A 6,323-nucleotide genomic window follows, 5' to 3' on the forward strand; every position below is an offset into this window, starting at 1 on the left:
TTTATCAGGTGGCACACCTGTGGAAAACGATGTGGCATTGGGGACAGGCCAATTGGATATTCCGGCAATTCTGAAAGCAGCAAAAAAAGCGAAAGTAAAGCATTACTATATTGAGGATGAAAGTCCGATCTATTACAAGCAAGTACCCCAAAGTATTGAATATTTGAAAAGTCTGAAAAAATGAAAGGATTGCTGTCCATTGAAGTAAAATTATATAGATTTTACGAGGGGAGGTTATTTGAAATTGAAGAATTGAATTAAAAAACCATAAATTAAATACCACCCTTCCGACCAAAAAAAATTAAACCTATGTATCGAAAAAAGATCTTAGCTAATTTCCCCCTCTACTTTCCTTATAAACTTTGCCCCGGCTTCGTACTCTTCCGCTGTCTTTAAATGCTCCATCATTATCGGTACTTCAGGGAAATTTCTCAGTTCTTTTAAAAATGTATGATAATTCATTGATCCAAGACCCGGTCCGACTTCATGGAATTGGGGCATAAAAGTTCCTTGCTTCAGGATAAGGTCTTTGGCATGGATGCTTTTAATATACGGGCCCAACTTTTTGAAACATTCTTTAATCAGATCACCATTTCGGAAAAAGACCGCCGGACTGACCATCATATTCACAGGATCGAGATGTGTGGCAAAGGATTTTCTGTCTATGGCTTTGATCAGCCGAAGGTATGCATCAGCCGATTCCGGAAAAATCCAAGGCATGGCTTCCAAGGTGAAGAATGTCCGTGAAGGCTTTACCTCATCTATTATTTTTCTTGTGGTCTCAACAATCATCTCAAAAGTTTCATCTGAAAAGTTTTCAGGGTGGGGACCGGCCCAGTTTTCCTTATCTCTTGATCCCGCAATATTGACACAGCATTTTGCTCCGATCTTATCCGCCAGGTTCAGTGAAGCAGTGCATTTATCAAATGCTTCTTTGGCCATTTTGGGATCCGGGCTGATGGGGTTGGACCAGGCACCGACTTCAGCAATGAGGATATCGGCATCCTTTGCAGCTTTTTCATAGGCCTTGATTTCTTCGGAGGTGGCTTTTAAGCCCACAGGGCAATAGGCAGCACGGTATCCCAGTTTCTTCACTGCTTTGACCCAGGAATCCGGCGAATTATATTTTTCAAAGACAGGTCCTCCAAGCCTAAATTTGTTCCCGTTTTTGAAATCAGTTGCCCCTGAAGGCAAAGCGGACAGCAAACCAGTGCCGAGGAGTGAAAGGGTAGTGACTTTGGAAAATTTGCGTCTGTTCATGGATTTGGGTTTAAATTTGAATTGACATCAATGTCTTCTATTAGGAATAATCCTTTTTCAATTTTCAGAAAATTAATTTTAAATCAAACTACTTTTTAAAAATATATATCCTTGCCGGTTTTTAAATTAATAACTATGTTTAAAATATGAAAACTGAACAATCAACCGATTTTTCACCTTTGGTCAATCCAGAAGAGGAGGCTTTCTTTGCAGGGCCACAGACCCGTTGGAAGGAATTCAAATTTGTGATTAAAGTAATTTTAGAATTCATTAGAGGGTTCAGGATGCTTCATTTTGTAGGACCGTGTGTTACTGTTTTTGGTTCTGCAAGGTTTGAAGAAAACGACAAGTATTATAAGGTGGCTGTCGAAGTAGGGGAGAAAGTCAGCAAGATGGGTTTTGCGGTCATGACGGGTGGAGGCCCGGGAATTATGGAAGCTGCAAATAGGGGTGCAAAAAACGTGGGAGGAAAATCAGTCGGTTGCAATATTATCCTACCATTTGAACAGCATCCCAATCCTTATTTGGACAAATGGATGGACTTCAAGTATTTTTTTGTAAGGAAAGTGTTGCTTTCGAAGTATAGTTATGCTTTTGTGGTGATGCCGGGTGGATTTGGAACGCTTGATGAATTCTTTGAAGCATTGACCTTGATACAGACCAATGTGATGAGGCGTTTTCCGGTAGTACTGATGTGCAGTGATTTTCATGAGAACCTATTTGAATATATAAAGCATCTAGCGGAATACGGTACCATCAACAAGGAGGATCTGGACTTGTTTTTATTGACGGACTCCATAGAGGAAATGGAAGACCATCTCCGAAAATATGCGATTGAGGGATATGGGCTTAAAAGAAAAGTACCTGTCGAACCTTCTGCTGTTTTAGGGGAAAAATAGAACCTTTTCAACTTATCAATTTACAAATCACAACGGCCAGAAAAACAGTATCAAAGGAATTCCTGTCAAAATGATAAGAACCGAAACCGGGATTCCCATTTTAAAATAATCATTGAAAGCATAACCTCCCGGCCCCATGACCAAAGTATTGGACTGATGTCCTATGGGAGTCAGGAAAGCAGCGGACGCAGCAACACCAATTGCCATCAAAAATGGATCGGAGGATAATCCCATACCATGGGCGATACTGAGACCAATGGGAGCCATCAACACAACTGTGGCGGCATTGTTGATGATATTGGACAATAGCATCGTAACGACAAAAACAAGGGACAATGTGGCCTCAGGAGGAAATTGCTGACTTACTTTTAGAATATTGACTGCGATCAGTTCAGCCCCGCCGGTAGATTCCAATGCAGTCCCAATCGGCAAAAGAGCCCCCAAAAGAATAATAACAGGCCAGTCAATACTGGTGTAAAGGTCTTTGATTTTCAGTGTTTTTGTCATAACCAAGGCAACAGCAGCCAATGTAAATGCTATCTGAACGGGTAGCCAATCCAAAATAATCAAAATTATAGAGGCCAAAAATATGGAAAGCGCAAGGATAAGTTTTCTGGGCTTTCCCAATTCAAATCCCCTGTCAGCCAATGGTAGGCACCCCATCGTTTGAAGGGTTGTACCAAATTTATCTGTAATTCCCTGCAAAAGAAGAACGTCTCCCACTTTAAAACTAACATGGTCAATCCGCTTTTGGATTTTTTTATTCTGCCTGGAAATGGCCAGTAAGTTTACTCCAAACCTATTTCTCATCTGGATCCCGGATGCTGTTTGATTGATGATGGCAGCATCTGTCATGACCACAGCCTCCACATTCGAAATTTCTTCTCCTCCAATAATTTCAGGAAGTTCTTCTTTGTTGGCGATCAGTTTGCTTTTGCTTTTCCCCAAAAATTCTTTCAGATCCTCAGCTTCACTCTCGATGGATATGATATCACCATGTTTTAGGATTATATTCATATCAGGCGCATGCATCAGGTATTTGTTTCTGATAAGGTTGAGTACCTGAATTTTTCCGTCACTGATATTGGTTAGTTCGGAAAGGGGCTGATCCAAAAGCTTGGAATTCTCGTCCACGATAATTTCTGTGATATAGTCATTGATGTTGAAGGTATCCTCGTTTTTATTTCCTGCAATTCTTTTAGGAAGCATTCTCCAACCAATGAGAATAATGAAAGTCAAACCCACAAAACTCAACCCAAGACCTACCGGGGCAAAATCAAACATGCTGAATGGACTTCCCATTTCCTTTCCCCTGAAACTTGCAATGATAATATTGGGTGGGGTTCCGATGAGTGTAATCATTCCTCCCAATAAAGAAGAAAATGCGATGGGCATTAAAAAGGAAGATGGGGAATGTCCGCTTTTTTTGGCAATGTGGATAGCCACAGGCATCATGATGGCAAGTGCCCCCACATTATTCATAAAAGCCGATGCTACGCAGACAATGATACAAAGTAGGGTTATCTGAAGGGTGATATTATCGCTAAGCTTCAGGACTTTTTGACCCAAAATATCAATCAGTCCGGAATCCTGCATGGCTTTGCTTACTATCAGTATTACTGCCACTGTAATGACCGCAGGATGGGCAAAACCAAGAAAAGCGTCTTCATAAGGGGTTATTCCTGAAATGGTCAACACCAAAAGACAAATGATAGCCACAAGATCATGTCGCAGAATTCCCCATACAAACAAAATCAAAGCTAGAACAAGTGTTCCAAAAACTATCTGAAGCTCCATATTGCGGATAAAACTAGAAAAAATTAGTTGAAATTACCCCAAAGAAACATCCAAAATCATCATCACTACAAAGCCAAGCATAAATCCCAAAGTTGCCAAATCGGTATATTTATCCCTTTGGGTTTCCGGTATCACCTCTTCCACCACCACAAATATCATGGCCCCTGCTGCAAAAGATAATGCAAAGGGCAATACATTTTTCATATATAGTACCGCAAATGCGCCAAGGACGCCTGCCATTGGTTCTACAATTGCAGACAATTGCCCATACCAAAAAGCCTTAAACCTGCTGGCACCATTTCTTCTCAAAGGCATGGAAACAGCCATTCCCTCAGGGATGTTTTGCACGCCGATACCTATGGCCAATGCTACTGCGGCTGCAATGGTAGTGCCGTCAAGTCCTTGTGCTGCCGCCCCAAAAAGAATCCCAATTGCAAGTCCTTCGGGAATATTATGTAGGGTAATGGCCAAAAGCAAAAGTGTGGATTTATGCCAGGTGGTCGGCAGACCTTCAGTTTCACTTTTTTGAAAATTGATATGAAGGTGGGGGAGCAATTTATCAAGTCCAAATATGAACAGTCCACCTAAGAGAAATCCACCGGCTACAGGGGCCCAGGGAAATACAGGGTAAATATCTTTGGCATATTCTAAGCTTGGATTGAGCAGGGACCAGAAACTAGCAGCTATCATTACTCCTCCGGTAAATCCTAACATCGAGTCAAAAAATGCCCGGTTTACAGTCTTGAAAAAGAAAACAATAGATGCGCCCAAGGCCGTCATCAACCATGTAAATACGGTTGCCAAAAGTGCTGCCTTGACAGGCCCCAGCTCTGTAGCTAAAATTTCTATCTGTTCTACCATACAAAAAGGATTGATTAAATATTTCCGGAAATTTGGAATAAAGATAATATGAATATTCGCCTTTCTGCAAGTTGGATTGGATTTCTATTGTAAATGACAGGAAGACGGAGTCCTTGACCTTTGAGGTTTTCAAAACCTCGAAGGTCTTAAGGGTTAGTGTTTTGTTTTCTTTAGAACTATGATCTTTTTTCCTGGGATTAAACCTTCGAGGTTTGAAAAAAAACCTCAAAGGTTCAACAGAAAACATGATTTCTTCAAAATTTTCCGATTAATGACAGAAGAAAGTTCCTGCCGGGAGCAGCTACCCCCGAGCTATATGAACGAAACCTAACATCAGTAATATTCTCAAGGCCCAAGCTGATGGATATGTTTTCGTGCATATTGAATATGCCTTTCAGGTTTAATGTGGCCCATGAGGGACTATAGGGATTTCCGTCTGTATCGATGGCATATAGTTCAGGTTTGCCTCTTTCCTCCAATGGCAATTGATCAAATGCAAATCCTCTTGAATACTCCGAAAAAAGCTGTATTCTATACTTATTTCTTTTATATTCCAATCTACTTACTCCAAATGTGGGCGGGGCATGTCTCGAAGGACTTTGAACACCATCTTCCATTTCCTCTGTTCCTTTTTGGATATTCAATCGCGAGGAAAAAGTGAGATGATAAGGAAGTTTGACTTCCAATGCCGCCTGAAGACCTATTATCCTGACAAATGAAGCGTTTACCAAAGACAACACACGGCTTAATTCCCCATCATATATGATACTGTCCTGACCGCTCAGGGTAAATTCTCTCCTGACCAGGGCATTGTTTAAAAGCGTGTAATAGGAGGTCAGGTCGATCATGATGTTGTCATTGATGACTTTTCCAACATTGAGTTCAAGGTTATAGGCATATTCTGCCTGGAGTTCAGGATTGGGAACCATGACCGTTCCGGGTTCTGAATCGAATACTTTGCCGATATCATCCACATTCGGTGCTCTGAAACCTGTGGATGCACTCAAATGCATAGTCCAGGTGTCTGTAGGATGGTAAACCCAGCCAGCGCTGGCAGTGAGGGCCCCTTCGTTGTTGCTGCTCTTTTCAAAAGGGAAGGGATAGAATTCAGTGTTGTTTCTAAAGTCGGCATCCAGTCCAAATCTATTGTACCGCATTCCTGCCTGAAGCATAGATTTGGGAGAGACTTTCTGTTGATAGGTAGTGTATATAGCGTAAGAATTCCATTTGGAATTGGGGTAGCGTGCAGGGCCTTGAGTTGATTGACCTGTTAGTATATTTTCATCAGTTCCTGCTGAGGTTACATCATTGAAAATCCATTCCACCCCATAAAATAAAGTAGATTGCCGAGCGAGATTTTTCAGGAAATCAAGGTTTACCGAATAGGCATTTACTTGTTCGATCCTTGTCCTTCTGATTACATCGTTGAAATTCCTGTCTATTCTGCTTTCTTCAAATTTCTGATGAGCCAGATTTATCGACATCTCATCAAACAGGTTGCCGTCA

5 protein-coding genes and 1 pseudogene are annotated in these 6,323 nt (G+C 41.3%); 2 read left to right on the forward strand and 4 right to left on the reverse strand.

What is annotated here, in order from left to right:
* A pseudogene (locus ACEW8O_RS04565) lies at nt 1–184 on the forward strand (sugar phosphate isomerase/epimerase); the annotation flags it as partial.
* 143 nt (nt 185–327) lie between these two features.
* Here ACEW8O_RS04565 and ACEW8O_RS04570 read toward each other — a convergent pair.
* Entirely contained in the window at nt 328–1,260 is a 933-nt protein-coding gene (locus ACEW8O_RS04570) for a sugar phosphate isomerase/epimerase family protein (protein ID WP_373493442.1), read from the reverse strand.
* A 146-nt stretch (nt 1,261–1,406) separates the two neighbouring features.
* Between ACEW8O_RS04570 and ACEW8O_RS04575 the strand changes: the two genes are divergently transcribed.
* Entirely contained in the window at nt 1,407–2,159 is a 753-nt protein-coding gene (locus tag ACEW8O_RS04575) for a TIGR00730 family Rossman fold protein (RefSeq protein ID WP_373493443.1), read from the forward strand.
* A 27-nt stretch (nt 2,160–2,186) separates the two neighbouring features.
* On the opposite strand, the gene ACEW8O_RS04580 is transcribed toward ACEW8O_RS04575, so the two are convergent.
* The 3 genes from ACEW8O_RS04580 to ACEW8O_RS04590 all read right to left on the reverse strand — a co-directional run.
* Complete coding sequence (locus ACEW8O_RS04580) at nt 2,187–3,956, reverse strand: SLC13 family permease (protein WP_373493444.1); 1,770 nt, start codon at nt 3,954–3,956, stop codon at nt 2,187–2,189.
* A gap of 33 nt (nt 3,957–3,989) precedes the next feature.
* A complete protein-coding gene (locus tag ACEW8O_RS04585) occupies nt 3,990–4,817 on the reverse strand; it encodes a ZIP family metal transporter (RefSeq protein ID WP_373493445.1) in 828 nt (275 codons plus the stop codon).
* A 254-nt stretch (nt 4,818–5,071) separates the two neighbouring features.
* Nucleotides 5,072–6,323 (reverse strand): TonB-dependent receptor plug domain-containing protein (locus ACEW8O_RS04590; protein ID WP_373493446.1); only part of this gene is annotated, 1,252 nt, incomplete at its 5' end.

This window comes from Aquiflexum sp. (assembly GCF_041749095.1).
Taxonomy (GTDB): domain Bacteria; phylum Bacteroidota; class Bacteroidia; order Cytophagales; family Cyclobacteriaceae; genus Aquiflexum.

Coding starts and splice junctions, on each gene's coding strand:
- ACEW8O_RS04570 (WP_373493442.1), bottom strand. CDS start 1,260: ATGAACAGACGCAAATTTTCCAAAGTCACTACCCTTTCACTCCTCGGC.
- ACEW8O_RS04575 (WP_373493443.1), top strand. CDS start 1,407: ATGAAAACTGAACAATCAACCGATTTTTCACCTTTGGTCAATCCAGAA.
- ACEW8O_RS04580 (WP_373493444.1), bottom strand. CDS start 3,956: ATGGAGCTTCAGATAGTTTTTGGAACACTTGTTCTAGCTTTGATTTTG.
- ACEW8O_RS04585 (WP_373493445.1), bottom strand. CDS start 4,817: ATGGTAGAACAGATAGAAATTTTAGCTACAGAGCTGGGGCCTGTCAAG.